We start from the raw sequence: 24,853 nt of genomic DNA, 5'->3' as shown, positions 1-24,853 counted from the left end.
CGTAAGGGTCGCATCTGTTACAGCGCCCAATTCAGCACCTGTAAAGCTAAATGCATTAGAAGCCGCAAGAGCAGGCTCTTCAATATAAATGGTCATGTCATATGTACCAGTATTTGATCCGCCACCCATAACACAGTTGTCAACTAAGATAGGATCTGGATAGTCTACTAAAGCACCACATACACCTGGATCATTGTCAACAATAATGTTGTCTGGACAGTCAAATTGCGATGGTGGCTCGTTGTCTACTACTGTAATAGTAAATTGACATGTAGAGGTATCTCCATCTTGATCTGTCGCTGTAAATTCTATAATAGTATCTCCTAATGGGAATTGACTTCCTGTAGGGTCTCCCATTGTTTGCATTACCGTAACTGGTCCTCCTTCAGGGTCAATCGCAACAGCATCACTAAAGTTTACTGTGGCAAAACATTGACCTGGATCGTTGTTTGCCATGATATCACCAGGACATACAATAATAGGTACAACAGGATTTTTGCTTACAGAAATACACCAAGAAATTAGGTTACCACTATCGCCGCCGGCATCATCATTAATATTTAATATCCAATTGCCATTAACGTTGTCACCTGCAAAGCCAACACTAAAGGGACCTTGTTCTGCTTGAAAACTACCGGTAAATGGTGCTGCGCCTGTTGTAATATTTGGATTACCATCGGCAAATACAGTATTGGTATAGTTGTCTCCTGCGCCACCGTTGTCACTTGATAGATCCCACATAGTTCCATCTGGCGAAACTAAAGTCATTTCAATATCTGAATCCCAGGTATGAGTCAGATTTACCTCTACAGCATCGATATTGTATTCACCTGCGCCTGTTCCAATAACACCTACATCGGTAATTGTAATAGGTGAAGGATCCATAAGACCCGATGTACCCACTGCTGGAATTGGCTTAGGTGTATCAGTTGCACAAGCCGTAACAGAAGTTTGTTTTCCAATAATATTTATAACAAAATCTTGAGCAAATCCAAGTGCGGTCAATGTAGTAGGAGCCGCTATACCACAAACTGGGGCTACAATCCATGACTCCTCAGCTCCAACACCGGCTGAGTTACATCCAAAACGCATGAAATTAGTATCGGTTAAATCATCTACCACAACAACTTCTACCACAGCATGCAACCCTTCTGGAATTGTTGCCGAAATTGGAACTGCAACGATTGTATTCGCGTCCGCATTCGTAATAGTAATCGAACTAGAATTAATTAACGTTAAAGTCCCACCTGGGAAAGCACCATCAGAAGACCATACATTCACGGTCATTGGAAATCCTGCTGGAGTAGTTACTGGCCCCATAGCGACTTCAACACTTGATACTCTAAAATCTCCATCTACGCCAAAATTTGCTGCTAGATCAAAATCCATAAAGATATTATTGTCTCTGAAACTGGTGCCCGACGCACAAGCAATCTCTTGTCCTGGCGTTATAGCCTGAGAAACATTATTTGTAATTACAGTCGCTGTCCCAATTGGAATGAACTGCTGTGAAGACGACCCAGGGGGTCCATTCACAATTTCCGGTCCGCTTGCCCCGCCAGAGGAGGACAATGAACTTTGTCCCATCACCAAACTAATGGTAAAGAGCAAACTCATAAATGTTAATAGTGTAATTTTCTTCATAATTAAGATTTTATTAAGATTAGTACTTTAAATTTAACTAAATTTTATGTTAAAGCCCTCTGTTTGTGTCGGAATTAGATAAACTGTAAATTTCTTAGTCGAAGCGCATAAATTACTGTGTTTAAATACGTTGAATGATCAAAAAAAAACCGCCCTGATAGCTGTGTGCTATCAGGGCGGTGGAATATAAGTGTTAAAAAAGCTGTTATTTGATCATCTCATAACTTCTTTTTATAAACGCTGTCATTTCCTCACCTTTTAAAAGATTCTTGCTCAATTTAGCGAGATCGAGCGCTTGATTAACTAAACGCTCTTTTTTCTTTTTCGTTTTGGTGTTGAGAATTTCTGAAACCAATTCGTGATTTGTATTCACGATCAAATTATACATTTCTGGAAGTCCGCCCATGCCAAACATACCTCCGCCACCAGTTTGTTGCATCTCTTTCATACGACGCATAAATTCTGGTTCGGTAATGATAAATGGGTTGGCTTGGCTGTCCATCGCCTCAAGCTGTACCGAAAATTTTTCCGAAGGGATCATCTCAGTTAGAAGTGTTTGCAAGCTTGTTTTCTCTTCTTCGGAAAGTTTCGAGATCGCTTCTTCATCCTTCTTGATCAAATTTTCAACATGATCACTATCAATACGTACAAACGAAAGGTTTTCATTGGTAGATTCTAACTTCTGTAACAAGTGCGAAATAATTGGAGAATCTAACAATAAGACCTCATAACCTTTGTCTTTTGCAGCTTGTAAATAGCTGTGTTGTTCATCTTTATTAGATGCATACAGTACAACCAATTTATCGTCCTTGTCGGTTTGTAATGGCTTGATCTTTTCCTTTAACTCTTCTAGAGTAAAGTACGCTCCATCTACCGTAGGATACAATGCAAAATCTTGTGCTTTTTCAAAGAATTTTTCTTCGGTAAGCATTCCGTATTCGATCACCATCTTGATGTCGTTCCATTTCGCCTCAAAATCTTCGCGATTGTTGTTGAAGAGACTTTTTAGCTTATCTGCAACTTTCCGCGTAATGTAACTTGAGATCTTTTTTACTGCACCATCGGCTTGTAAGTAACTACGACTCACATTTAACGGAATATCTGGGCTATCGATCACACCGCGAAGCATGGTTAAGAACTCAGGAACGATCCCTTCAACATTGTCTGTTACAAATACCTGATTTTGGTATAATTGGATTTTATCTTTCTGGATACTCATGTCATTACCCATTTTTGGGAAATACAAAATTCCAGTAAGATTAAAAGGGTAATCTACATTCAGGTGAATGTGAAAAAGGGGCTCTTCAAACTGCATTGGATACAATTCACGATAAAAGCTTGAGTAGTCTTTATCTTCAAGATCTGCAGGCTGTTTGGTCCAAGCAGGATTCGGATTATTGATAATATTATCAACTTCTTGCGTTGGAGCCGGATCTTCTTCTTTAGCATCTTCTGGCTTTGGAAGCGTCTCTGTTTTGGTTCCAAATTTAATTGGAATAGGCATAAACTTGTTATACTTGGTCAATAGTTCACGAATACGACCTTCTTCAAGAAATTCGGTTTCGTCATCAGAGATATGCAAAATGATCTCGGTACCGCGAGTTGTTTTATCGGCTTCTTCTAATGTGTAATTGGGCGAACCGTCACACGACCAATGCGCTGCGGGCTCATCTTTATAGCTTTTTGTGATAATTTCTACCTTGTCGGCAACCATAAAAGCAGAATAAAAACCGAGTCCGAAATGCCCAATAATTCCAGCATCATCTGAATTTTTGTCTTTGTATTTTTCTAAAAATTCTTCAGCTCCCGAAAAGGCGATCTCGTTGATATATTTTTCAACTTCCTCTTTGGTCATTCCAATTCCTTGGTCGATAATATGAAGTTGTTTCTTCTCTTTGTCGATCTTAACCTCGATCATAGGATTGCCATACTCTACACTAGCTTCACCAATATTGGTAAGATGTTTAAGCTTTAATGTAGCATCTGTGGCATTTGAAATTAACTCACGTAAAAAGATCTCGTGGTCGCTGTATAAAAACTTTTTAATTAGCGGAAAAATGTTTTCAACCGCCACGTTAATAGTTCCTGTACTCATAGTATATGTTTTAAGTTATTTTTTCTGAAGTAGAATAGGCAAATAGAGTACCATAGTTTAGATTCTGACAGACTGTCACTCATAAAGTAGCTGCGTTTTATCTTTTGATCTTTTCGGAAGAAACACACATGAGAAATCATCAAACTTTAACAAAGCTTTTTGTTTAACAATGAATAGTAAAGGCTCAACAGGTCGTATCTTTGAGAAACGGAATATTTTGCTAACAGTCAGATACTCAATCCGCGAGATATTCATGTCTTAAATCATTAATTTTTATATTATGGCAACAAAAAAAGCAGCTACCAAAACCAAGAGAGTAACCCGAGATACAATCATTTCGGCCTATATGGAAACTGTTCTTGAAAACGAATCACGCCCAAAAAGTGTTTACAAATTTTGTAAAGATCACAAGATGACCGAGCAGGATTTTTACGCTGCCTTTGGCTCATTTGAAACGCTTCAGCAGGAAATTTGGAACGATTTCTACGATCACACCTTGCGTTTGGCGCATAAGACGCCAGATTTTGAGCAATTCAGTAATAAAGAAAAGATGCTAACTTTCTTTTATACTTTTTTTGAAATGTTAACCGCCAATAGAAGTTATGTGCTTTTTGCGTTACGAGAGCATTCCGATATGATGAAAAACATGTCGCAACTGAAGGGGTTACGACTTCGCATTAAAGAGTTTGCAGCCGATTTGATTCGTGACCGAAATGATGAGAAAAAGTTGAAGGTCTTGCAGCAACCTGTTTCGGTTTTTTCTGAAGGCGCTTGGTTGCAAACCCTTTTTATTCTGAAGTTTTGGATGGAAGACAATTCGCCTGGCTTTGAAAAAACTGACGTTGCCATTGAAAAATCGGTGCGCGCTGTTTTTGATGTCTTTGAAACCACACCACTGGAAAGTGTACTAGACCTGGGAAAGTTTCTCTTTAAGGATCGCTTTGGAAGCATGCAAAATTCAAAAAATTAATTTAAAACATTTCGCTCTTGAAAACCATAGATTCTATACCCACAGGAAAGATCTCACGTGCTACGCAACTGGTAAAAACCGGCGTTAAAGTAGGAGGGAATTATCTAAAATACTATGGCGAAAAGATCGTCAATTCAGAAACAACCAAAGAAAAACTCAATGAGCGTAACGCTGAAGATATTTACGACGGACTCAAAAATTTAAAGGGATCTGCTCTAAAAGTTGCGCAGATGTTGAGCATGGACAAAAGCATTATGCCTAAAGCCTATGTAGAAAAATTTTCATTGGCGCAGTTTCAGGTACCGCCACTTTCAGCGCCTTTAGTGCGTAAAACCTTTTTGAGGTATTTTGGCGATACTCCAGAGTCTTTGTTTGACACGTTCGACGCTAATTCGGTTGCTGCGGCGAGTATCGGGCAAGTACATAAAGCCACTAAAGACGGCAAAACATTGGCGGTTAAAATTCAATATCCCGGAGTTGCAGCTAGCATTAGCAGTGATCTCGCCTTGGTAAAACCTGTCGCTATGAAAATGTTTAATATTAAAGGAAAAGACAGTGACAAATACTTTAAAGAAGTAGAAGGGAAGCTTTTAGAAGAGACAGATTACGACTTAGAATTGGCTCAAAGTACGCAAATGACGGAGGCTTGCGAGCATATTCCGAATTTAAAATTTCCGAAGTATTACAAAAAACTGTCTGGGCAAAAGATCATTACAATGGATTGGATGGAAGGGGAGCATCTTTCAGAATTTACCAAAAGCAATACCGATCGTGTAAAAGCCGATAAAATAGGGCAGGCTTTATGGGATTTCTATATGTTTCAGATGCATGAGCTTAAAAGTATTCATGCTGATCCGCATCCTGGGAATTTTCTGGTTTCTGAAAAAGGAGAACTTATTGCGATCGATTTTGGTTGTATAAAACAAGTTCCCGATAGCTTTTACGATCCGTATTTTGAATTGGCAAAACCCGAAAGTATTAACAACCCGGAAATTTTTAGAGAAAAACTTTATGCTTTAGAGATCCTATTACCGAATGATACGGAAGAAGAAATTACTTTTTTCTCCGCCTTGTTTCACGAAATGTTGAGTTTATTTACGTTGCCGTTCCACGGAGAAACCTTTGATTTTAGTGATGAGGATTTCTTCGGAAGGATCGCTAAACTAGGTGAAAAATATTCAAAAGACACTGAAATTAGAAAGATGAACGGAAACAGAGGCTCAAAGCACTTTTTGTATATTAACAGAACATTTTTTGGATTGTATAACTTGATGCACGATTTGGGAGCTCGGGTTTCAATTAACAAATATAAACTTCATACAGCAGCGCAACTTTAACATAAAATTGTTTAATCGTTGGGAAAATGTATTAAACATTTGGGTTATCTTTATGGTGTAGTGGGATGATTAATTGCTATGAAAAAGTAATCTACTACTATTTGGTTAGGTTGTTAAAGGGCGCGGTTTCGCGCCCTTTATTTTTTGGGGTGTTTCGGAAGGAAAATAAGCAGAATTCAATTTACAAATCGCTACAATTTTATCTGCCTAAAATGTAAAATTACTGTTATCAATACACGCTGAAGCTATGCGTGCATAGGAACTAATCATAAAAAACTTCTCTTGGTAAAACCGAATAACTATCTTGCTTTCATCAAATAATTGAAATGCAAATGTATACTTCTAAAATTACTGGCTTGGGTCGTTACGTACCTGAAAATGTTGTCACAAATGACGATTTAGCAAAATTAATGGATACCAATGACGCCTGGATCAGGGAGCGAACTGGGATCGAGGAACGCCGACATATAAAGAAAGGTGATGGTAACTCTACGTCGGTTATGGGTGTCAAAGCTGCAACGATAGCTTTAGAACGCGCTAAATTAAAACCTGATGATATAGATATGATTGTTTTTGCCACATTAAGCCCCGATATGTATTTTCCTGGCGGTGGAGTGGAGGTACAAGATTTAATGGGTATGCGAACCATTCCCGCTTTAGATGTTCGCAATCAATGTAGCGGTTTTGTATATGCAATGTCTGTAGCCGATCAATTTATAAAAACTGGGATGTATAAAAATATACTGGTTATTGGTGCCGAAAATCATAGCGGTGGTTTAGATTTTACCGATCGAGGCCGAAGTGTTTCGGTTATTTTTGGTGATGGTGCTGGTGCCGCTGTAGTTTCTAGAAATGAAGGAGAAGGCGGGATCTTATCAACGCATCTACACAGTGAAGGAAAGCATAAAGATGAATTAGTGTTAAAAGGCCCGAGTACAAGTTATTGGGTACCCCAGATTATTGCAGACAATCCACAGGAAGATATTCCTTATTATCCGCATATGAATGGTCAGTTTGTTTTTAAACATGCGGTGGTTCGGTTTTCTGAAGTTATCAACGAAGGCTTAGCCGCGAATGGACTAGATGTTTCCGATATCGATATGTTGATACCACATCAAGCCAATTTGAGAATATCGCAGTTTATTCAGCGTAAATTCAAATTGCCAGACGAAAAAGTTTTTAATAATATACAGAAATACGGAAACACAACTGCTGCTTCAATTCCCATTGCCCTCACAGAAGCTTGGGAACAGGGAAAGATTAAAGAGGGAGATTTGGTGGTTTTGGCCGCTTTTGGAAGTGGTTTTACCTGGGGAAGTGTAATTATGAGGTGGTAATATGACGGTTGATCTAAGACAGATGTAGGATGTATTGGTAAGTGGTTAACTGGGTAATTGATTGAATTGTCCTTTTGCGCTTAAAGAGAAATCACATCAAGATAGAAGTCGTTATACTACAAACGTTTAAATAAAAAAAAGAGCCTTCCTAGATTTTCTTCGGAAGGCTCTTTACCAACAAACAGTTTATTTTTTAAGAAGGCTAATTCAAATAATTCATAAATTGCTTTTCGGCTTTCTACTATATAGACTTAAAAACTGCGCAAAACGTTGCACCGTTTATTTTATTTTAACATTTTTTAACATATTTCAGTTTTGTTTAAAAAACAAGCCCGTGGCACTTGGACCTCGGGCTTGTAACTTCACTGCAATTATTAACACTAACCATCAACGTAAAAATTTTCGCAGTAAAGCTTGAAATATTTCTATTATATAGACGGAGCAAAACCTAGTTTGTTACACATAAATTGTTTTTTAACATACTTTTAAATGAATTGATTTTTTAGGCAGCTATTTTTGAGAAACTTATCTGTAAAACAAAATCAATGAAAAAGAAAACCTTGGTCATAGGAGCTAGTTTAAAGCCCGATCGCTATTCAAATATTGCAATTCACAGACTTGTAAAAAATGGACACGAGGTAGTTGCAATTGGTCTTCGTGAAGGTGAAGTGGCAGGGATTTCTATTACTTCGGAAGCCATTCCGTATAAAGATATCGATACGGTTACGCTCTATTTAAATGCGTCAAGGCAAGCCCCTTATTACACCTATTTACTTTCGTTAAAACCTAAGCGGGTTATTTTTAACCCAGGCACTGAAAATCCCGAATTTTATCAATTGCTGAAGCAAAATAATATAGAAGTAGAGGTCGCGTGTACCTTAGTTCTTTTGGGAACGGATCAATACTAAGCCGAAAAAGGTTATTAATCCGTTAAGTATCAATATTCCAAAGCCTACTTCAAAACCAAATAACTGTTTTAATAGATAGCTTAATGCGAAGCCTGCAAAAGGTGTCAGCACCGCAACAATAGGAACAAAGCGATCCTTAACATTCCATTTAGTTAAAAGTCCGTAAGCATAGAGTCCCAGTAAGGGTCCGTAGGTATATCCTGCAAAAGTAAAGACCTTAGCAATAACTGAAGCATCTCCAATCACATAGTTAAAAAAGATAATAACGAAAATAAGTACTAACGACATAGCAACGTGAATACGTTTTCGTATTCGTACTTGTTTTTCGGGACTATATTTTTTTTCTATATCTAATATATCAATACTGAAGGAGGTTGTTAGTGATGTAAGTGCGCTATCGGCACTTGAATAGGCTGCGGCAATAAGGCCCAAGAGAAAAAATATCGCCAAACCAATACCCAAGCCACTTTGAGTAGCAATTGTTGGGAATAATTGGTCTTTGTGAGCATCTATACCATTTTGTTGTGCGTATACAGTAAGTAAGAGTCCGAGTGTTAAAAAGACCAAATTAACAATAGTAAGCACAACGGTAAACCAAAACATGTTCTTTTGGGCATCTTTAAGTGTTCGGCAGGTGAGGTTCTTTTGCATCATATCTTGGTCTAAACCAGTCATCACGATAGCGATAAATGCCCCACTGAGAAACTGCTTTACAAAGTGATCGCTACTTTTCCAATCGTCAAAAAAGAATAGTTGAGATAGATCACTATCAGCAATAAAAGAAAAAAGATTGCTGCCCTCAATACCTAATTCCGAAGAAACAAAATAAATAGCGACCCCAACAGCAATAAGCATAAAGAGTGTTTGAAGCGTATCGGTCCAGACAATTGTTTTAATTCCACTCTTAAAAGTATAAAGCCAGATCAGAAGGATAGTGATAGATACGGTGGCCCAAAAAGGAACGCCCATACTATCAAATACTAAATTCTGTAGTACAATAGCTACTAAATACAATCTAAAACTCGCTCCAACGATACGCGAAAGCAAGAAAAATGAGGCGCCAGTTTTATAGGAAGCATTTCCGAAGCGCTCGTCAAGATATGTATATATAGAAGTAAGATTAAGTTTGTAGTACAGTGGAAGTAAGACAGTTCCTATAACCGCATAACCAACCGTATAGCCTAAAACCACTTGAAAATAACTAAATTTTGAAGCTTCTACCCATCCAGGAACAGAGATAAAGGTAACGCCGCTAAGCGAGGCGCCAATCATCCCAAAAGCGACTAAATACCAGGGAGATTGTTTTCCGGCTTTAAAAAAATCGGCATTGCTACCTCCTTTATTGGTTAAATAAGAAATAAGCAAGAGCACACCGAAATATCCTCCAATAAGTAATAAAATATGTAAGGGTTGCATAAAAAGAGCGACGTATTTATTTTGATATTTGTAAAAATACAAACATCGAGCAGCTAACAAAGGTAAAATTTAATACTTTTGAAATCGCTATTGAAAATTAACTAGTTAGCCAAACCAAATATATTCCCATGAAAAAGAAACTTTTACTTATTGCAATTTTATGTGTTACCGGTTTTACGGTACAGGCACAAGAGTATCTTCAAATGATCGATGCAGGTACCTATCCCGTTCAAGAAATTATTGACAGTGCTGAGGCCTATTTTGAAGGTAAAGATCAAGGTCGCGGAACAGGTTATAAACAATTTAAACGTTGGGAGTATATGGCCAATCGTCTAAAAAACGAAAACGGCTATTTAACATCACCTACTGAGCGCATCCAAGAATTAGAAAACTATAATGCATACCTCAATCAAACAGCAGAAGACCGCATGGTGCTTGTTGATAACTGGGTAGAAAAAGGGCCTGATGATTGGAATGCTTCAACAGCCTGGAGTCCGGGTGTTGGTAGAATTACGGGTATTGCTATTGACGCAACAAACACAGATCACATTATAGTTGGAGCCAATACAGGAGGTGTTTGGAGAACTATAGACGAAGGTGCCAATTGGACACCTTTAAATGATAATTTTCCAAATCTATACGTCTACTCAGTAGCGATAGACCCAACGAATTCAGACACTTATTTCTTTGGTTCGAGTTCAGGATTAATTTATAAATCTATAGATGCGGGCGCAACTTGGAATCAGATCGCAGATATTAGCAATTCTATCGTCAATAAAATATTGATCAATCCAAACGACACCGATATTATGTATGCTTCTTCTCAGAATACTGGTCTTTATAGATCTGATGATGGAGGAAACACATGGGTTGAAGTTGCTAACGATACCCGAGGCTATGATATCGAATTCAAACCAGGCGATACGAATACAGTATATGCTACTGGAAATTCTTTCCATAAATCAACAGATAATGGGTTAACTTTTACAACGATAGCTGTTGGAGGTAATGGCGCAAAAATGATGGGAGTTTCAGCAGATGATCCCTCAAGATTATATGTATTAGAAGCCAATGGCGGTAGTTTTGGTGGGCTTTATAGTTCAGCCGATAGCGGTGATACCTTTACTACATTAGATCATGCAGGTAGAAATTACTTCGGATATGATACAGATGGCTTTGATCCAGGCGGACAAGCACCACGTGATATGGATATCGCTATAAATCCAACGGATGCTGACGAAGTTCATATAGCAGGAGTACTTACCTGGAGATCTACCGACGCAGGGGTTAACTTTAGTAATACTTCCGATTGGATTCCGCAGCAAGCAGCTGCAGACAATAAAGGATATCATCATGCCGATGTTGATATTTTAGAATTTATGGGAACTACGCTTTATGTTGGGTCTGATGGAGGAATTTTTCTTGCCGATGATACCACTATAGTAGATCCTGATTATTACCGTGATATCACAAAAGGACTCGGAATTAGACAATGGTATCGTATTGGCGTTTCGCAAACGGCCGAGGTTGTTGTAACTGGTGGTTCACAAGACAATGGTAGTTCTTTCTTTACTGAAGCTAATGGCTGGATAGATTGGATTGGTGCAGATGGTATGGAAGGGTTTATTGATAAAGATAATAGCTCGATCATGTATGGTACAAGTCAAAACGGACAACTCTATCGCACACAAGATGCAGGGATAAACTTACTTCAATTGAACGAACCAGGTGCTGGCTCAGGAAACTGGGTAACGCCGTTTGAGCAAGATCCTTTAGTTACTGATGTAATATACTTAGGTTATAATCGAGTTTATAAGTCGACAAATAGAGGAAACTCTTGGACGCAAATTTCTCAAATTTTAGGTGGAAATTTAGACCATCTAAAGATCGCAGCATCAGATAACCAAGTTATGTATGCAGCGCGAGGTAATGCTATGTTTAAAACAACAGATGGCGGGGCGACAGATTGGGTTAGTTTTGCTGGTCCAGGTGGTACTGTTAATTCTATCGCTATACACCCGACGAACCCTAATCTAATTGCTGCTGCAACAACAAGTACTAATCGAGTTTTTGTTTCTGATGATGGCGGTGCTAATTGGCAAAACTACAAGAAAAACCTTCCAGCCTTTAGTGCTTTAGCACTTGTATGGGACGATAATAATGCCAACGGCCTATATGTAGGGATGGATTACGGAATTTTTTATATTGACGATACCCTTACCGATTGGCAACCATATAATAATAACCTGCCAAATGTGATCATTAACGAACTAGATATCAATACCGAGACAAATATGCTTTATGCAGGAACCTACGGTAGAGGTTTGTGGGAATCACCTTTGGTAGAGGATATTATTTTAAGTACTACAGAGAGTACCTTGGCTAAACAGATCGCAATGTATCCTAATCCGGCTTCTTCCGAAGTGATAATCACCATGCCACAAACCATCGAAATGGATATTAAAGTGTTTGATGTCTCCGGAAAGTTAATGATCTACAAACGCGATGTACAAGCTGCCAATTCGTATACATTGGAAATAAATACGCTTTCTTCAGGCGTGTATTTTATTCGAATGAATTCTGAAATAGGAACAGTGACCAAAAAGCTTATAAAAAAATAGTTTTTCGGTAAATAATTTATTGAGAATGCTTCAGGAAATGTAATATTTTTCTGAAGCATTTTTTTTACCTTGCAACCCATGGAATTCTCATCCAAATTGCTTGAAAATGCGGTCAACGAGATGTCACAGCTACCGGGAATTGGAAAGCGAACGGCACTCCGTTTAGTACTGCATCTTTTAAAACAACCTACAGATCAAACCCAATTGCTGGCAAAGAGTTTACAGCAAATGCGGGAGCATATCAATTTTTGTGATAACTGTAATAATATTTCAGATACGACGCTTTGTGAAATTTGCGCGAATCCAAATCGGGATGCAAGCCTTGTTTGTGTGGTGGAAGATATTCGCGATGTAATGGCTATTGAAAATACAAGCCAGTATCGAGGTCATTATCATGTTTTAGGCGGTAAAATCTCGCCAATGGATGGTATAGGACCAAGTGAATTAAATATCGAACCCTTGGTGGCTAAAGTAAAAGGAGGAGCCGTAAAGGAATTGATTTTTGCGCTTAGCTCAACTATGGAAGGAGATACTACCAATTTCTACATTTTTAAGCAGATCGAATCTGCTGAGGTGATCACCACCACAATCGCCAGAGGTATCTCTGTGGGTGATGAATTAGAATACGCAGATGAGGTGACATTAGGACGAAGTATTCTGCACAGAATTCCGTTTGAATCTTCATTAAAAAGTTCATAATTCATGAAGCTATCGGTCGTCATTCTAAATTATAACGTACGATATTTCTTAGAGCAGTGCATACGTAGTGTACAAACAGCTATCCGAAATATTGATGCAGAAATCATTGTGATTGATAATAATTCGCCAGATGATAGTTGTGCCATGGTGAGAGCTTTATTTCCAGAAATTACCCTTATTGAGAATAAAGATAACGTTGGATTCAGTAAGGCAAACAATCAAGCTGTAGCAGTAGCAAAGGGAGAATATTTATGTATTTTAAATCCAGATACAGCCGTTTCAGAAGAAACATTTATCCAGTGTCTCAACTATGCTGCAACTGTTCCAAACATGGGAGCATTGGGAACCTATTTGATGGATGGTACGGGAAACTTTTTGCCAGAAAGTAAACGAAATGTCCCTACACCCAAAGCTTCTCTACTTAAATTATTGGGCTTCGTTAAAAAGTATTATGCATATAAAGTGCCTAATGAGAGCGCAGGAAAGGTAGCGGTTTTGGTTGGGGCCTATATGTTTTTAAAGAGAGAGATTTACAATGAGGTTGGTGGGTTTGACGAAGATTATTTTATGTATGGTGAAGATATAGATCTCTCCTACAAGATCACTCGAGCTGGCTATGAAAATCATTATTTGGGAACATCCAAAGTGCTGCATTATAAAGGAGAAAGTACCCAGAAAGATGCCGCTTACTTAGATCGTTTTTACGGGGCTATGGACATTTTTTACGGAAAGCATTTTCAAACCAACGCTGTTTTTAACGGCCTTGTTAAAGTGGGTGTTTCCTTTGCTAAAGTACTTCGAAAGAAGAAAATAGACAAAAAACAGCTAGTTGTCGAGCAACCTGAGACAGCCTATGTTTTTACTGAAAATTTGCAATTGCTTAAAGGGCTTTCCGAAGCAATGGAAATACCGCTAAAATCTGCATCTAAAGCAATTTTACAAGACAGTTTGTTTAATGACACCTTGTTTATATTTGATGCTGAATATATATCTTACCAACAGATCTTTTCAGTAATGAAGCAATTGAAGAATCGAGGGAATCAGTTCCGCATACGGCCTCCGCGCGCTTCTTTTATTATTGGAAGTGATAAAAGTGATGAAAAAGGCGAAGTGATCGTTTTTTCGTGAATTTGAAATGGCAAACAGCCAAAAAATAACTAATTTTGCAGCTGCTTTGTAATACCACACAAAGCAATTATATATCAATAATTACATTGCAAGTATACAATTATGGCGAAGTTTGAATTGAAGTTACCGAAAATGGGTGAAAGTGTTGCCGAAGCTACCTTGACGAGTTGGTTAAAGGAAGTAGGTGATAGTATTGAGGCCGATGAAGCAGTGCTTGAGATCGCAACCGATAAGGTTGATAGCGAGGTTCCAAGTGAAGTGGACGGGGTTTTGGTTGAAAAATTATTTGAAGTAGACGATGTTATTCAAGTCGGACAAACAATAGCGATCATTGAAATTGATGGTGAAGCTACTGCTGCTGATACGCAGGAAGCATCTAGCAATGAAATGACCGCCCCAGCTCCAAAAACCGTCGCTGCTGTTGCAGAAACAGTTTCTACTGCCAAAGCCGCTACTCAGCCTACAGCTGTTGCAAGTAGTGAAGATCGTTTTTATTCGCCTTTGGTTAAGAATATGGCCTCGGAAGAAGGTATTTCGCAAAGTGAATTGGATGCAATTATTGGTACAGGTAAAGATGGACGCGTAACAAAAAACGATATGTTGAGTTACATTGAAAATCGTGGAACCGCACCAAAAGAAGTGGCTAAAACCGAAACGGTAACCCAAGTCGCACCAAATAAGGAAGCTACCAAGCCTGCGCCTAAAACTGCTGCGCCCGTTTCTGTAAATGGAGGCGACGAAATTATTGAGATGACGCGTATGGGGAAACTCATCGCGCACCACATGGTGGAAAGTACACAAACAAGTGCGCATGTTCAATCGTTTATTGAAGCCGATGTCACTAAAATATGGAATTGGAGAAGTAAAGTTAAAGCTGCTTTCGCTAAGCGCGAAGGTGAAAATTTAACCTTTACACCAATCTTTATGGAGGCGGTTGCAAAAGCACTAAAAGACTTCCCAATGATGAATATCGCTCTTGACGGAGATCGCATCATAAAACGTAAAAACATCAACCTAGGGATGGCTGCTGCACTTGCAGATGGCAATCTTATCGTTCCCGTGATTAAAAATGCAGATCAATTGAATTTAGTGGGTATGTCTAAAGCCGTGAATGATCTTGCAAGTCGTGCTCGGAACGGTCAATTAAAGCCAGACGACATTCAAGGCGGAACGTATACGGTTACTAATGTTGGTACCTTCGGAAGTATAATGGGAACACCTATTATTAATCAACCTCAAGTAGGGATATTAGCACTTGGCGCAATTAGAAAAGTGCCTGCGGTTATTGAGACTGCTGAGGGCGATTTTATTGGTATCCGCTACAAAATGTTCTTGTCACATAGCTACGATCACCGAGTGGTCAATGGAGCGCTTGGCGGACAGTTTGTTAAGCAAGTGGCAGATTATCTTGAGGCTTGGGATTCTAATAGAGAGATCTAAGTTGATATTTTAGTGTATTAAGGATTTAAAACTGGTTTAAGCATAACGCTTCAAACCAGAATTGCATCATTCATTCTTTCATTGAATCATTCTTTCATTGAATCCATAAATCACTGTCCCCCAAGTCGAATAACCATTTCGTTTAGCTCTTCATAACTAAATAACACTTGGTCTTTGTTCCAGATAATTGGGAATCGAATGCGGGTTTCAAGCGTAAAATCCTTTTCGATCAGCGCCATAAACTGTCGGTAGATCAACGGATCGTTGTCGAGTGAAAAACTTTGATGTGTAATGCGCTCTTCCGTGAGAGCCTTTTTAAGGTCGTCACATTTTTTACACGCAGTCTTTGTAAAAAGAACAAGCTTATTTTTAATAAGTTGTTCGATATCTTTAGGTTTATCGTCAAAATTCAATGACAAGTGGTTTTCTTCCTCATTAACGATTAGGTCATATGTATAGCTTTGCTGTTGTCCGGTGATCTCGATCATAGTAATCATTGGAATCTTAGATTGTGGAGGAATATTTTTTATAACAGGTCTAGAGGCGCTGCGGCGGTAACCTTCCGAAGTAACCATTAAAAACACATTGAGTGTGTCTTTTGTTGTGTTTTCGGCAATTAAAACCAAACGTTTTCCGTTTTTCTTTTCGGTGAGTTTTACCTTAATTTGTTGGGCAAAAGAAGCTTGTGCAAGGCAAAGCGCAACTGTTAATAGAATTTTCTGAATCATAGGTAGACAAAAGTAACAATTACTACCTTTACTGCATAAATTATACCATGGAGTTAAAACTAAGCAAGCCCATCTGTTTTTTTGATCTTGAAACTACAGGCGTCAATATAGCCAAAGATCGCATTGTAGAAATTTCTATTTTAAAGGTTTTCCCAAACGGAAACAAAGAGAGCCATACATGGCGTGTTAACCCAGAAATGCCCATTCCGGCAGTGACAAGTGCCATTCACGGTATTACCGATGAAATGGTTGCCAATGAACCCACTTTTAAGGAATTGGCGACTAAAATATACGCCTTGATCAAGGATAGTGATCTTGGAGGATATAATTCAAATCGATTTGACATACCACTTCTTGCCGAAGAAATGCTTCGTGCGGAAATTGATTTTGACATGAAAAAAGCATTATCTGTAGATGTACAGACTATTTTTCATAAAAAAGAAAAGCGTACGCTAGAGGCTGCCTATAAGTTTTATTGCGATAAAGATCTTGCCAATGCCCATAGTGCTGCTGCCGATACCAATGCCACCTATGAGGTTTTAAAAGCCCAATTAGATATGTATTCCGATCTTAAGAATGACATAAACCACTTGTCTGAATTTAGCGCGCATCACAAATTTGTTGACTTTGCTGGCTATATTGGTTATAACAAAAAAGGGGAGGTGATCTTTAGCTTCGGAAAACACAAAGGAAAGACCGTTGATGAAGTGATGGAAAAAGAACCAGGCTATTTTGGATGGCTCTTAAATGCCGATTTTCCTTTATATACGAAGAAAGTGCTCACCCGTATTAAGTTAAGTAAATTGAATAATAAGCTTTAAAACGTTGCGAAAAAAGGAGCGATAAAATTTGAAACATATTTTGTAACTTCACATCGATTTATAGACTAACCAAGAAACCTACGCTGTGAAGATTATCTGCATTGGCCGGAATTATGCGGCTCATATTGAAGAACTTGATAACGAAAAACCTACAGATCCTGTTGTTTTTCTGAAGCCAGATACTGCTATTTTACTAAAGAAACAGCCGTTTTTTATTCCTACTTTTTCAGAAGAAATCCATCACGAAGTTGAAATTTTGGTGAAGATCAAAAAAATAGGCAAACATATTGACCGCAAATTTGCGCATACGTATTATGATGAGATCGGACTCGGAATAGACTTTACTGCAAGGGATCTTCAGAAGCAATTAAAAGAAAAAGGCCTGCCTTGGGAAAAGGCAAAAAGTTTCGACGGATCGGCTGTTGTAGGTAATTTTTTACAAAAAAGTTCGTTTTCCGATATAAATAACATACTTTTCCGCTTGGAAAAAAACGGAGAAGTTGTTCAAAAAGGTAGCACAGCACTGATGTTGTGGAAGATTGATGAGCTAATTGAATATGTTTCAAAGTTTTTTACATTAAAAATTGGGGATATTATATTTACAGGAACACCAAGTGGTGTAGGTAAAATTAACCCTGAAGACAACCTAACAGGATATATTGAAGAAACGAAGGTTTTTTCCATTAAAATCAAATAGATGAGTAAGCATTATCAAAAAGACAGCCTAAATGAAATTGCCGGAGGAGACTCCGACTTTATGGCTATAGTAGCAAAAACGTTTCTAGAAGAAATCCCTCCAGATCTTCAAGCGATGAATGAAGCTATTGCTAACGATAATAAAGAGTTAGCATATCAGTTCGCACACAAAATGGAACCCAATTTTGAAATGTTGGGCATTGAACTAAAAAAGGAAATAACCTTTATTGAAGATTGGACACGCACTTCCAAAAGCAATGCAGTAGTAGATAATCATCTCGCAAAAGTAAATGATATTTTGCAAGAGGTTTTTAAAGAATTAAAAGCAGATTACCATTTATAAATGTTAGCAGAAATCATCACTATAGGCGATGAAATTCTTATTGGTCAGATTGTAGATGCCAATTCGGTATTTATTGCCAAAGAACTAAATAAAATAGGGGTAAAGGTCTTCCAAATAACCTCAGTTCAAGACGAACGAGAGCATATTCTTGAAGCACTCTCCAACGCCCAAAATCACGCAGATCTCGTTTTGGTGACGGGAGGATTAGGGCCTACCAAAGACGATATCACAAAAGAAACCTTTCTAGAATATTTTAACGATACTCTGGTAGAAAATAAAGAGGTCTTACAAAACATTAAAACTATCTTTAAACAAGTTATTGAGCGGGAACCATTGCCCTCTAACTTGTCTCAAGCTATGGTGCCAAGCAAGGCGACTATATTACATAATCCCTTCGGAACGGCCCCAGGAATGTGGATGGAGAAAGATAATACCGTATTCGTTTCAATGCCAGGAGTGCCGTATGAAATGAAACGATTGTTTTCAAATGAAGTGATTCCCCGAGTTCTAAAAAAGTTTGATAGACCTTATATATATCATAAAACCTTACTTACCTACGGAAAAGGTGAAAGCGAAATTCAGGAGATAATTAAAAATTGGGAAGCAGCACTTCCTGCCGAAATCAAACTGGCATATTTACCTTCCTTAGGAAGGGTTCGTTTACGTTTATCGTCTTCAGGAACCCATGAAGAAACCCTTAAAATAGGTATTGATATTCAAATGAATGCCTTACAGGTGCTATTAGGCGATATTGTTGTTGGCTATGAAGATGAAGCGAGTATTCAGGAACGTATTGGTGAGTTATTGCAAGAACGCCACCAAACACTCAGCTTGGCAGAAAGTTGCACTGGTGGGGCTATTGCACAAGAAATAACAAGTAAAGCAGGAGCGTCAGCCTACTTCCGCGGAAGTATAGTTCCCTATGCAACCGAACTCAAATCGGATGTACTTGGAATCGATCCGAAGCTAGTTGAGCAATATACAGTGGTGAGTTTACCTGTGGCTGAAGCCATGGCAACCCACGCAAATAAATTATTTAAAACGAACTACGCTATTTCAACTACAGGAATCGCCGGTCCGACCAAAGGAGACGGAAAAGATGATGTGGGTACGGTTTGTATCGGTATCGCTGGTCCTAAGGGAGTTAGTAGTTATAAATTTAACTTCGGAAATGCCCGTGAACGCGTTATTGGCAAAGCAACAAATAAAGCATTCGAATTGTTACTAAAAGAAATTTTAAAAAATTGAATTTCATTTGTTGTGCAAACCAAGATAATTACTTAAATTTGCAGCCTGTTTAAAAATAACTAAATAATTTACAGCAATGTCTAGAGTTTGTGAGCTTACCGGAAAGAAGGCAATGGTTGGGAACAATGTTTCTCACGCGATGAACAAAACCAAGCGCAAGTTTAATGTAAACTTGATGAAAAAGCGTTTTTACATTCCTGAGGAAGACAAATGGATTACACTTCGTGTTTCCACTTCAGCAATCAAAAATATTAACAAAAAAGGCATCTCTGCAGTTATTAAAGAAGCCCGTGCAAACGGAATTCTAACAAAGTAATTTCAGGAAACGTAAAAGTCTAGCATCATGGCTAAAAAAGGAAATAGAGTACAGGTAATTTTAGAATGTACAGAGCATAAAGATTCTGGGAAACCAGGAACTTCGCGTTACATTACTACAAAAAATAAAAAGAACACTCCAGACCGTATGGAGTTGAAGAAATTCAACCCTATCTTGAAAAAGATGACTGTTCACAAGGAGATAAAATAATTCATCATGGCAAAGAAATCAGTAGCATCGTTACAAACAGGATCTAAGCGTTTAACCAAAGCAATCAAAATGGTTAAGTCGCCTAAAACAGGAGCATACGTATTTACCGAGGCCATCATGGCACCAGAATTGGTAAATGACTGGATGAGCAAAAAATAATCTCCAGAAGACATTATAATATAAGCCACTTTTTTACGAGAGTGGCTTTTTCTATATACACCAAAGCGAAATGCTGAGGTGTATTATAGTTTTAGACCAATATAAATGTTAATTTTGTAGTCAGGAAGAATTGGTTGGGCGTTTCCCAGACGCTCGCCATACAGCTTCGGTGTACTCAGACTCGGTCTGGGTCGCGCTTTCGGCAGTCGCTTCTAGACACTTGTGTCTGGAGAGCTCCAACAGTGCCTCAATCGCTAACGCGAAGCTAGTGAGGTTATAAAAGGTGTTGTTAGAAGTGTTTAATTAATAATAAAAAGGTTCCCGCCTTCGCGGGAAATGAATATGAGTTTTTTTAAGAAAATTTTCAGCAAAGAAAAAAAAGAAACCCTTGATAAAGGGCTAGAGAAATCAAAGACTTCTTTCTTTGATAAGCTCGGAAAGGCCGTTGCTGGAAAAAGTAAAGTAGATGATGACGTATTAGACAACCTCGAAGAGATACTCGTGTCAAGTGACGTTGGTGTGACCACAACACTCAAGATCATTGACCGAATTGAAGCCCGTGTTGCAAAAGATAAATATCTTGGAACCGACGAGCTTAATACTATTCTTCGGGAAGAGATCGCCGCCTTACTAAGCGAGATCGATGGTGGAAATGCTACGCAATTTGAAATTCCAAAACACGAAACTGGTCCGCACGTGATTATGGTAGTAGGTGTGAATGGTGTGGGTAAAACAACAACCATTGGTAAATTAGCCTATCAGTTTAAAAATGCTGGTCTAAAAGTAGTTCTTGGCGCAGCAGATACCTTTAGAGCCGCGGCTATTGATCAATTACAGGTTTGGGCAGATCGTACAGGTGTTCCTATTGTAAAGCAAGACATGGGTAGTGATCCGGCAAGTGTTGCTTTTGATACACTACAGAGTGGTGTAAATCAAAATGCCGACGTGATTATCATAGATACTGCTGGACGTCTCCATAACAAAGTAAATTTAATGAACGAATTGACCAAAGTAAAACGGGTCATGCAAAAAGTTGTTCCAGATGCACCACATGATGTATTATTGGTTTTAGATGGTTCAACGGGTCAAAATGCATTTGAACAAGCCAAACAATTCACTGCAGCAACCGAAGTTACTTCCTTGGCAGTGACCAAACTCGATGGAACGGCAAAAGGTGGTGTCGTTATTGGTATTAGTGATCAGTTTCAAATTCCTGTAAAATATATTGGTGTAGGTGAAGGTATAGAAGATTTACAGGTATTTAATAAAATTGAGTTTGTCGATTCTTTTTTCAGTTAAATTCTATCAAAATTTAGGCATTTCTTAGAATCTCCGTTTTATGTTAAAAAACGGAAAGATTTTCTGAAAGCTTTTTTCTTGTACATTTCATAATTATATTTGGGAAGATTAACTATTTAAACTCCCCCTTTTATGAAAAGTAAATTACTCCTTTCTGTTGCCTTTTTTGGTTCTATTTTTATTGCGTCTTCGCAAAACGAACCCTTGCTTACTTCCGATTCAAACGGTAAGATCTTTTTCAGTAGTCAAAATGCAACAGACTTACCCATTCAAAACACGTTTAGAAATAACGCCGCGTTAGACTTAGATTGGAGTGGTTCCGATTATAATGTTTCTAACCATCAAACTGTAGATTCATGGGATCCACGACTTGCAGTGGGGAGCGATGGCAGTGCTCATGTAGTTTACAATGATAATCATACAAATGGTCTTCAAAAGATCATGTATAGACGAAGAGATATTAATGGCGATTGGACGAACAAAATATTTGTTGATGCTGGAGGAGAAATTGGAGGTAGAAATAATCACTTTCCTTCTATTGCCGTTTCGCCCAATGGAGATCTTCATGTAAGTTACAACGTTTGGGCCTTTGAAAACGTGCGTAACTATGTTGGATACTCACATTATAATGCAGCAACCCAAACTTGGAGTGATGGTGTTAAGGTATCAGACTTAAACGGAACTGTAAATCATACCAGCGGACGCCATGCAATCTATAGCACCGCCAATAACTTACCTGTAGTGGTTTGGGGATATGATTATCGCGAAAACTTAACAAATGAAGAAATCTATTTGTCTTATTTTGATGGGGCCACCTGGTCAACCGACATGGCCGTATCTGATATTACCGACGGTTTAAACGCAGGTTTTCCACATATTGAAAGTATGGGAAATGGCACTGCCATGATCGTTTATTCTGAATTAATCCCTGGAAATAGCCTTGCTTTAAACTATCGAATTTATGATGAGACAACACACACGCTAAGTGTACCTAAAACCATTCCAGTGACAAACGTGTCTGGTCTACAATACACCTTACTACAAGATGGAAATGGCGACATGCGCGTTCTTACTATGCATACCGAAGAGAGCCCGATTCGCGCGGCATTTACTGTATTTAAATATAACGCTGGTGCAGACGAATTTGAAATGATAGACACTACAGAAATTTCTTCCGCTGCAGGAAATATTAAAAGAATTGACATGGATTGCAATGGTGATAACGATTGTGGTATTGTGTATACTGACTTCTTAGCAAATAGTAATACGTTTCTAGAATACAATGACACTGATGGTTTTAGCGTGCCTTTAGTCATTAACAATGAAAATCCTGCTTTTGACCCACCAAGCTGCGAGTTTGATCCTGACGGAAATATTCATGTGGTATGGAATGACAAACGATTTGACGATGGCTCCGGTTTCGACGAGCGGGAAGTTATTTATGAAATGGGCTTTAATGGTATTATTCTAGGTACAGACGAATTTAACCAAGACAAGCTATTAGTATACCCAAATCCATCAAAAGGAATCATTAATATTAAAACAAATGATAGTTACAACCTAGAGATCATAGACTTGTTGGGTAGAATTATTGACACAAAACAGATTTTAGGAGATACCATCATTCAAGATTTAAATGCTTCAGGTACTTATTTCTTGCGTTTTACAAATGATGAAACCTCTTTTGTACATAAACTTATCGTTGAATAGCGATATCGTATTTTTAAGTTATCGGCTGTAGTATTAGTTTTCTTTACAAGCAGTTGTTGCAGTGCATAAGGCAAGTTATAGGGTTCAGCTATAACTTGCCTTATGCATTTATTACTTTAGTGATCATGTGCAGTGTTACATAAATCGAGCATGATGTATAGGGACATAGAACAATATTTTATTCTTAGACTATTGCTAGCGTAAAAGGTTTAAAATCATCGTATCTTTGCCGACCAATATACAGGAAATGCGTACTAAAACACTTAAGAAGAATAAGATCAACGTTGTGACTTTGGGTTGCTCTAAAAATGTCTATGACAGTGAAGTGCTCATGGGGCAATTACGTGCCAACAATAAAGAAGTGGTTCATGAAGAAGAAGGGAATATTGTTGTAATTAACACTTGTGGATTTATTGCAAATGCCAAGGAAGAGAGCGTAAATACTATTCTCGAGTACGTTCAGAAAAAAGAGGATGGTGAAGTAGACAAAGTATTTGTAACGGGTTGCTTAAGTGAACGTTATAAGCCAGACTTGCAAAAAGAGATTCCAAATGTAGATCAGTATTTTGGAACAACAGAATTACCAGGTTTACTGAAAGCTCTGGGAGCTGATTATAAACATGAACTTATTGGGGAGCGATTAACAACTACTCCAAAAAATTACGCTTATCTCAAGATAGCCGAAGGCTGTGACCGTCCGTGTTCCTTCTGTGCAATTCCAATTATGCGCGGAAAACACAGATCAACACCTATTGAAGACCTAGTTACAGAGGCCGAAAAATTGGCTGCCGAAGGTGTCAAAGAACTTATCCTTATTGCGCAGGATCTTACCTACTACGGACTAGATCTTTACAAGAAAAGAAATTTAGCCGAACTACTTGAAAATTTAGTCAAAGTAGAAGGTATCGAGTGGATTCGATTGCATTATGCATTTCCAACAGGCTTCCCGATGGATGTATTAGACGTGATGAAACGCGAACCTAAGGTTTGTAATTATATTGATATTCCATTACAACATATTGCAGACCCTATTTTAAAGTCAATGCGTCGTGGTACTACGGAAGCGAAAACAACCAAATTATTAGAAGATTTTCGCACAGCAGTTCCAGATATGACGATCAGAACCACTTTAATTGTTGGTTACCCTGGTGAGACCGAAGAAGATTTCCAAACGTTAAAGAATTGGGTTGAAAAAATGCGTTTTGAACGTCTTGGTTGCTTTACCTATTCTCATGAAGAAAATACACATGCCTATAATTTAGAAGACGATGTTCCTGAAGATGTAAAGATGGATCGCGCCAACAAGATCATGGAAATTCAGTCGCAAATTTCATGGGAATTGAACCAACAGAAAATAGGTAAAGAATTTAAGGTCGTAATTGACCGTAAAGAAGGAAGCTATTTTGTGGGAAGAACCGAATTTGACAGCCCAGATGTAGATAACGAAGTGCTAATCAATGCCGAAGAAGGCTACATTCGTACTGGTGAGTTTGTGAATGTAAAGATCACAGCGGCCGAAGACTTCGATCTTTATGCTGAATTGGTAAAAGATTAGTCCTTAAGGTTTCACTACATAGTCTTTTTCAATAGATTATCTGATTTTATTGTATGTTTCATCGCTTGAACTTCAGCAGTGGGCGATATGATTGTCTACAAGAATTTATAAGCAATTACCGTTTATATATACAGCTTTCCTTATTTTTATACGGAAAGTAAAGAGACCACCAA

The 24,853-nt window shown here is 38.2% G+C and carries 22 protein-coding genes; 18 read left to right on the top strand and 4 right to left on the bottom strand.

Features of this window, described 5'->3' with window-relative positions:
• Together ACY2RU_RS09850 and htpG are read right to left on the bottom strand one after the other, a co-directional pair.
• Positions 1-1,644: proprotein convertase P-domain-containing protein (locus tag ACY2RU_RS09850; RefSeq protein WP_490138274.1), on the bottom strand; the 1,644-nt coding region annotated here is incomplete at its 3' end.
• Positions 1,645-1,849: 205 nt separating this feature from the next.
• A complete protein-coding gene (gene htpG / locus ACY2RU_RS09845) occupies positions 1,850-3,739 on the bottom strand; it encodes a molecular chaperone HtpG (protein WP_490138273.1) in 1,890 nt (629 codons plus the stop codon).
• Positions 3,740-4,019: 280 nt separating this feature from the next.
• On the opposite strand from htpG, the gene ACY2RU_RS09840 reads away from it, so the two are divergent.
• The 4 genes from ACY2RU_RS09840 to ACY2RU_RS09825 all read left to right on the top strand — a co-directional run bounded on the left by ACY2RU_RS09840 (position 4,020) and on the right by ACY2RU_RS09825 (position 8,291).
• Complete coding sequence (locus ACY2RU_RS09840) at positions 4,020-4,709, top strand: TetR/AcrR family transcriptional regulator (RefSeq protein ID WP_490138272.1); 690 nt, start codon at positions 4,020-4,022, stop codon at positions 4,707-4,709.
• A 17-nt stretch (positions 4,710-4,726) separates the two neighbouring features.
• Positions 4,727-6,046, top strand: coding sequence for an ABC1 kinase family protein (locus tag ACY2RU_RS09835; RefSeq protein WP_490138271.1), 1,320 nt, complete (start codon positions 4,727-4,729; stop codon positions 6,044-6,046).
• A gap of 332 nt (positions 6,047-6,378) precedes the next feature.
• Positions 6,379-7,383, top strand: a complete 1,005-nt coding sequence (locus ACY2RU_RS09830; RefSeq protein ID WP_490138270.1) for a 3-oxoacyl-ACP synthase III family protein — start codon at positions 6,379-6,381, stop codon at positions 7,381-7,383.
• A gap of 545 nt (positions 7,384-7,928) precedes the next feature.
• Positions 7,929-8,291, top strand: coding sequence for a CoA-binding protein (locus ACY2RU_RS09825; protein ID WP_490138269.1), 363 nt, complete (start codon positions 7,929-7,931; stop codon positions 8,289-8,291).
• Here ACY2RU_RS09825 and ACY2RU_RS09820 read toward each other — a convergent pair.
• Positions 8,262-9,707 carry a sodium:solute symporter gene (locus ACY2RU_RS09820; protein WP_490138268.1) on the bottom strand — a complete coding sequence of 482 codons (1,446 nt, stop codon included), beginning with the start codon at positions 9,705-9,707 and terminating at the stop codon, positions 8,262-8,264. The genes ACY2RU_RS09825 and ACY2RU_RS09820 overlap by 30 nt on opposite strands.
• A gap of 128 nt (positions 9,708-9,835) precedes the next feature.
• Between ACY2RU_RS09820 and ACY2RU_RS09815 the strand changes: the two genes are divergently transcribed.
• The 4 genes from ACY2RU_RS09815 (at position 9,836) to ACY2RU_RS09800 (ending at position 15,595) form a co-directional block, all read left to right on the top strand.
• Positions 9,836-12,328 (top strand): T9SS type A sorting domain-containing protein, encoded by a 2,493-nt coding sequence (locus ACY2RU_RS09815; RefSeq protein ID WP_490138267.1) that lies wholly within the window; start codon positions 9,836-9,838, stop codon positions 12,326-12,328.
• Between the two features lie 78 nt (positions 12,329-12,406).
• Positions 12,407-13,027, top strand: coding sequence for a recombination mediator RecR (gene recR / locus ACY2RU_RS09810; protein ID WP_490138266.1), 621 nt, complete (start codon positions 12,407-12,409; stop codon positions 13,025-13,027).
• Between the two features lie 3 nt (positions 13,028-13,030).
• Positions 13,031-14,155: a glycosyltransferase family 2 protein gene (locus ACY2RU_RS09805; protein ID WP_490138265.1), complete on the top strand. Its 1,125-nt coding sequence runs from the start codon at positions 13,031-13,033 to the stop codon at positions 14,153-14,155.
• Positions 14,156-14,257: 102 nt separating this feature from the next.
• On the top strand, positions 14,258-15,595 hold the full coding sequence (locus tag ACY2RU_RS09800; protein WP_490138264.1) for a dihydrolipoamide acetyltransferase family protein: 1,338 nt from the start codon (positions 14,258-14,260) through the stop codon (positions 15,593-15,595).
• Between the two features lie 110 nt (positions 15,596-15,705).
• On the opposite strand, the gene ACY2RU_RS09795 is transcribed toward ACY2RU_RS09800, so the two are convergent.
• Entirely contained in the window at positions 15,706-16,323 is a 618-nt protein-coding gene (locus ACY2RU_RS09795) for a glutaredoxin domain-containing protein (protein ID WP_490138263.1), read from the bottom strand.
• A gap of 47 nt (positions 16,324-16,370) precedes the next feature.
• Between ACY2RU_RS09795 and ACY2RU_RS09790 the strand changes: the two genes are divergently transcribed.
• The 10 genes from ACY2RU_RS09790 (at position 16,371) to rimO (ending at position 24,680) form a co-directional block, all read left to right on the top strand.
• Entirely contained in the window at positions 16,371-17,144 is a 774-nt protein-coding gene (locus ACY2RU_RS09790) for an exonuclease domain-containing protein (protein ID WP_490138262.1), read from the top strand.
• Positions 17,145-17,229: 85 nt separating this feature from the next.
• Positions 17,230-17,841, top strand: coding sequence for a fumarylacetoacetate hydrolase family protein (locus ACY2RU_RS09785; protein WP_490138261.1), 612 nt, complete (start codon positions 17,230-17,232; stop codon positions 17,839-17,841).
• On the top strand, positions 17,842-18,183 hold the full coding sequence (locus tag ACY2RU_RS09780; RefSeq protein ID WP_490138260.1) for an Hpt domain-containing protein: 342 nt from the start codon (positions 17,842-17,844) through the stop codon (positions 18,181-18,183).
• On the top strand, positions 18,184-19,431 hold the full coding sequence (locus tag ACY2RU_RS09775; protein ID WP_490138259.1) for a competence/damage-inducible protein A: 1,248 nt from the start codon (positions 18,184-18,186) through the stop codon (positions 19,429-19,431). It begins immediately after the preceding gene.
• A gap of 76 nt (positions 19,432-19,507) precedes the next feature.
• Complete coding sequence (rpmB, locus tag ACY2RU_RS09770) at positions 19,508-19,747, top strand: 50S ribosomal protein L28 (protein ID WP_490138258.1); 240 nt, start codon at positions 19,508-19,510, stop codon at positions 19,745-19,747.
• A 27-nt stretch (positions 19,748-19,774) separates the two neighbouring features.
• Positions 19,775-19,957: a 50S ribosomal protein L33 gene (gene rpmG, locus ACY2RU_RS09765; RefSeq protein ID WP_203293183.1), complete on the top strand. Its 183-nt coding sequence runs from the start codon at positions 19,775-19,777 to the stop codon at positions 19,955-19,957.
• Between the two features lie 6 nt (positions 19,958-19,963).
• On the top strand, positions 19,964-20,116 hold the full coding sequence (locus ACY2RU_RS09760) for a DUF4295 domain-containing protein (protein ID WP_490138257.1): 153 nt from the start codon (positions 19,964-19,966) through the stop codon (positions 20,114-20,116).
• Positions 20,117-20,458: 342 nt separating this feature from the next.
• Positions 20,459-21,415, top strand: a complete 957-nt coding sequence (gene ftsY, locus ACY2RU_RS09755) for a signal recognition particle-docking protein FtsY (protein WP_490138256.1) — start codon at positions 20,459-20,461, stop codon at positions 21,413-21,415.
• 132 nt (positions 21,416-21,547) lie between these two features.
• Positions 21,548-23,125 (top strand): T9SS type A sorting domain-containing protein, encoded by a 1,578-nt coding sequence (locus ACY2RU_RS09750; RefSeq protein WP_490138255.1) that lies wholly within the window; start codon positions 21,548-21,550, stop codon positions 23,123-23,125.
• Positions 23,126-23,372: 247 nt separating this feature from the next.
• Positions 23,373-24,680 (top strand): 30S ribosomal protein S12 methylthiotransferase RimO, encoded by a 1,308-nt coding sequence (gene rimO, locus ACY2RU_RS09745; RefSeq protein WP_490138254.1) that lies wholly within the window; start codon positions 23,373-23,375, stop codon positions 24,678-24,680.
• The last annotated feature ends 173 nt before the right edge of the window (positions 24,681-24,853 follow it).

This window comes from Ulvibacter sp. 2305UL32-6 (genome assembly GCF_058148545.1).
Note: the sequence above shows the minus strand (reverse complement) of the source record. Positions and strands in the feature narration are given on the sequence as shown.

What these genes read in the sequence shown, in the direction of transcription:
- htpG (WP_490138273.1), bottom strand. Translation starts at nt 3,739, where the DNA reads ATGAGTACAGGAACTATTAACGTGGCGGTTGAAAACATTTTTCCGCTA.
- ACY2RU_RS09840 (WP_490138272.1), top strand. Translation starts at nt 4,020, where the DNA reads ATGGCAACAAAAAAAGCAGCTACCAAAACCAAGAGAGTAACCCGAGAT.
- ACY2RU_RS09830 (WP_490138270.1), top strand. Translation starts at nt 6,379, where the DNA reads ATGTATACTTCTAAAATTACTGGCTTGGGTCGTTACGTACCTGAAAAT.
- ACY2RU_RS09825 (WP_490138269.1), top strand. Translation starts at nt 7,929, where the DNA reads ATGAAAAAGAAAACCTTGGTCATAGGAGCTAGTTTAAAGCCCGATCGC.
- ACY2RU_RS09820 (WP_490138268.1), bottom strand. Translation starts at nt 9,707, where the DNA reads ATGCAACCCTTACATATTTTATTACTTATTGGAGGATATTTCGGTGTG.
- ACY2RU_RS09815 (WP_490138267.1), top strand. Translation starts at nt 9,836, where the DNA reads ATGAAAAAGAAACTTTTACTTATTGCAATTTTATGTGTTACCGGTTTT.
- recR (WP_490138266.1), top strand. Translation starts at nt 12,407, where the DNA reads ATGGAATTCTCATCCAAATTGCTTGAAAATGCGGTCAACGAGATGTCA.
- ACY2RU_RS09805 (WP_490138265.1), top strand. Translation starts at nt 13,031, where the DNA reads ATGAAGCTATCGGTCGTCATTCTAAATTATAACGTACGATATTTCTTA.
- ACY2RU_RS09800 (WP_490138264.1), top strand. Translation starts at nt 14,258, where the DNA reads ATGGCGAAGTTTGAATTGAAGTTACCGAAAATGGGTGAAAGTGTTGCC.
- ACY2RU_RS09795 (WP_490138263.1), bottom strand. Translation starts at nt 16,323, where the DNA reads ATGATTCAGAAAATTCTATTAACAGTTGCGCTTTGCCTTGCACAAGCT.
- ACY2RU_RS09790 (WP_490138262.1), top strand. Translation starts at nt 16,371, where the DNA reads ATGGAGTTAAAACTAAGCAAGCCCATCTGTTTTTTTGATCTTGAAACT.
- ACY2RU_RS09780 (WP_490138260.1), top strand. Translation starts at nt 17,842, where the DNA reads ATGAGTAAGCATTATCAAAAAGACAGCCTAAATGAAATTGCCGGAGGA.
- ACY2RU_RS09775 (WP_490138259.1), top strand. Translation starts at nt 18,184, where the DNA reads ATGTTAGCAGAAATCATCACTATAGGCGATGAAATTCTTATTGGTCAG.
- rpmB (WP_490138258.1), top strand. Translation starts at nt 19,508, where the DNA reads ATGTCTAGAGTTTGTGAGCTTACCGGAAAGAAGGCAATGGTTGGGAAC.
- rpmG (WP_203293183.1), top strand. Translation starts at nt 19,775, where the DNA reads ATGGCTAAAAAAGGAAATAGAGTACAGGTAATTTTAGAATGTACAGAG.
- ACY2RU_RS09760 (WP_490138257.1), top strand. Translation starts at nt 19,964, where the DNA reads ATGGCAAAGAAATCAGTAGCATCGTTACAAACAGGATCTAAGCGTTTA.
- ftsY (WP_490138256.1), top strand. Translation starts at nt 20,459, where the DNA reads ATGAGTTTTTTTAAGAAAATTTTCAGCAAAGAAAAAAAAGAAACCCTT.
- ACY2RU_RS09750 (WP_490138255.1), top strand. Translation starts at nt 21,548, where the DNA reads ATGAAAAGTAAATTACTCCTTTCTGTTGCCTTTTTTGGTTCTATTTTT.
- rimO (WP_490138254.1), top strand. Translation starts at nt 23,373, where the DNA reads ATGCGTACTAAAACACTTAAGAAGAATAAGATCAACGTTGTGACTTTG.